The 3,257-nt window shown below is 49.0% G+C and carries 2 rRNA genes; both read left to right on the top strand.

Features of this window, described 5'->3' with window-relative positions:
* Positions 1-151: 151 nt before the first annotated feature.
* Positions 152-3,068, top strand: a 23S ribosomal RNA gene (locus AC6UDC_RS06880).
* A 72-nt stretch (positions 3,069-3,140) separates the two neighbouring features.
* A 5S ribosomal RNA gene (gene rrf / locus AC6UDC_RS06875) occupies positions 3,141-3,257 on the top strand.

The raw sequence follows: 3,257 nt of genomic DNA, 5'->3' as shown, positions 1-3,257 counted from the left end.
ACTTTGTTCTTTGAAAACTAGATAATATTATTTTCTGTATTAATTATATTTTAATTATAATTTTAACCGAGAAATAACCACTACGTTATTTGAGTTTTTTAAAATAGTTTAAATCGCAAATACTCAATAACTTACATCACGAAGTGATGCAGGTTAAGTTATTAAGGGCGCATGGTGAATGCCTTGGTACTAGGAGCCGATGAAGGACGGAACTAACACCGATATGCTTCGGGGAGCTGTACGTAAGCTTTGATCCGGAGATTTCCGAATGGGGAAACCCAATCATCTTAGTCGATGATTGCACGACAGTGAATTCATAGCTGCCGTGCGGTAGACGCGGGGAACTGAAACATCTAAGTACCCGCAGGAGTAGAAAAAAATTTCGATTCCCTCAGTAGCGGCGAGCGAACGGGGAACAGCCCAAACCGATCAGTTTACTGGTCGGGGTTGTAGGACTGAACATTTGAGTTACAAAAGAATCTGATAGTCGAATCAGTTGGGAAGCTGAGCCATAGATGGTGATAGCCCAGTAGACGAAATCAGGTTCCCTCAGTTCAGGATCCTGAGTACGGCGACACACGTGAAACGTCGTCGGAAGCCGGGAGGACCATCTCCCAAGGCTAAATACTACCTAGTGACCGATAGTGAACCAGTACCGTGAGGGAAAGGTGAAAAGCACCCCGGAAGGGGAGTGAAATAGTTCCTGCAACCATGTGCCTACAAGCAGTTAGAGCCCGTTTAAGGGTGATAGCGTGCCTCTTGTAGAATGAACCGGCGAGTTATAGTTGCATGCAAGGTTAAGTTGAAAAAGCGGAGCCGAAGCGAAAGCGAGTCTGAATAGGGCGTTGAAGTATGTTGCCATAGACCCGAAACCAGGTGATCTATCCATGTCCAGGATGAAAGTGCGGTAATACGCACCGGAGGTCCGAACCCGTGTACGTTGAAAAGTGCTGGGATGAGGTGTGGATAGCGGTGAAATTCCAAACGAACTTGGAGATAGCTGGTTCTCTCCGAAATAGCTTTAGGGTTAGCCTCGGATTTAGAATCATGGAGGTAGAGCCACTGTTTGGACAAGGGGTCCGTCTTGGATTACTAAGTTCAGATAAACTCCGAATACCATTGATTTATATCCGGGAGTCAGACGATGAGTGATAAGATCCATCGTCGAAAGGGGAACAGCCCAGACCGCCAGTTAAGGTCCCTAAATATATGCTAAGTGGAAAAGGCAGTGGAGTTGCATAGACAACTAGGATGTTGGCTCAGAAGCAGCCACCATTTAAAGAGTGCGTAATAGCTCACTAGTCGAGTGATTCTGCGCCGAAAATTTACCGGGGCTAAGCATATTACCGAGACTGCGGACGCGACTTTGTCGCGTGATAGGAGAGCGTTCTAAGGGCAATGAAGCTAGACCGTAAGGACTAGTGGAGCGCTTAGAAGTGAGAATGCCGGTATGAGTAGCGAAAAATCAGTGAGAATCTGATTCACCGAATGACTAAGGTTTCCTGGGGAAGGCTCGTCCACCCAGGGTTAGTCGGGACCTAAGTCGAGGCCGAGAGGCGTAGACGATGGATAACAGGTTGAGATTCCTGTACTAGTTATTAACGTTTGAGTGATGGAGGAACGCAGAAGGCTAAGTTGTGCATCCTGATGGAGATGGATGTTCAAGTCGTAAGTCAGGTCAAGAGAGAAATGCTTTTGATCGAGTTGACAAGCGACGATGAGGACCGAAATTATAGTAGGGAAGCAACTGATGTCACGCTGCCGAGAAAAGCTTCTAGCGAGTTAATAACTACCCGTACCGCAAACCGACACAGGTAGTCGAGGAGAGTATCCTCAGGTGAGCGAGAGAACTCTCGTTAAGGAACTCGGCAAAATGACCCCGTAACTTCGGAAGAAGGGGTGCTGTCCTAACGGACAGCCGCAGTGAAGAGGCCCAGACGACTGTTTATCAAAAACACAGGTTTCTGCAAAATCGTAAGATGACGTATAGGGGCTGACGCCTGCCCGGTGCTGGAAGGTTAAGTGGAAGAGTTAGCTTCGGCGAAGCTCCGAAATGAAGCCCCAGTAAACGGCGGCCGTAACTATAACGGTCCTAAGGTAGCGAAATTCCTTGTCGGGTAAGTTCCGACCCGCACGAAAGGCGTAACGATCTGGGCACTGTCTCAACGAGAGACTCGGTGAAATTAAGATACCTGTGAAGAAGCAGGTTACCCGCGACAGGACGGAAAGACCCCATGGAGCTTTACTGTAGCTTGATATTGGGTGTTTGCACAGCTTGTACAGGATAGGTAGGAGCCATTGAAACCGGAGCGCTAGCTTCGGCGGAGGCGTCATTGGGATACTACCCTTGCTATGTGAACACTCTAACCCTGAGCACTCAACGTGCTCGGAGACAGTGTCTGGTTGGCAGTTTGACTGGGGCGGTCGCCTCCTAAATAGTAACGGAGGCGCCCAAAGGTTCCCTCAGAATGGTTGGAAATCATTCAAAGAGTGTAAAGGCAGAAGGGAGCTTGACTGCGAGACATACAGGTCGAGCAGGGACGAAAGTCGGGCTTAGTGATCCGGTGGTACCATATGGAAGGGCCATCGCTCAACGGATAAAAGCTACCCTGGGGATAACAGGCTTATCTCCCCCAAGAGTTCACATCGACGGGGAGGTTTGGCACCTCGATGTCGGCTCATCGCATCCTGGGGCTGTAGTTGGTCCCAAGGGTTGGGCTGTTCGCCCATTAAAGCGGTACGCGAGCTGGGTTCAGAACGTCGTGAGACAGTTCGGTCCCTATCCGTCGCGGGCGCAGGAAATTTGAGAGGAGCTATCCCTAGTACGAGAGGACCGGGATGGACATACCGCTGGTGTACCAGTTGCGCCGCCAGGCGCACAGCTGGGTAGCTATGTATGGATGAGATAAACGCTGAAAGCATCTAAGTGTGAAACTCGCCTCGAGATGAGATTTCCCATTCCTTTATGGAAGTAAGACCCCTGAAAGATGATCAGGTAGATAGGTTAGAAGTGGAAGCGTAGTGATACGTGAAGCGGACTAATACTAATCGGTCGAGGACTTAACCAAGCAAAAAGAAGTGGAAGTTAATCGGGCAGAGAAGATATTATCTAGTTTTGAGAGAACGAAGTTCTTTCTAAGTGTGGTGGCGAAAGCCTGAAGGATACACCTGTTCCCATGCCGAACACAGAAGTTAAGCTTCAGCACGCCAAGAGTAGTTGGGGGATCGCCCCCTGCAAGGGTAGGACGTTGCCACGC

The sequence above is a fragment of the Fructilactobacillus sp. X7R7C1 genome (genome assembly GCF_059901065.1).
Note: the sequence above shows the minus strand (reverse complement) of the source record. Positions and strands in the feature narration are given on the sequence as shown.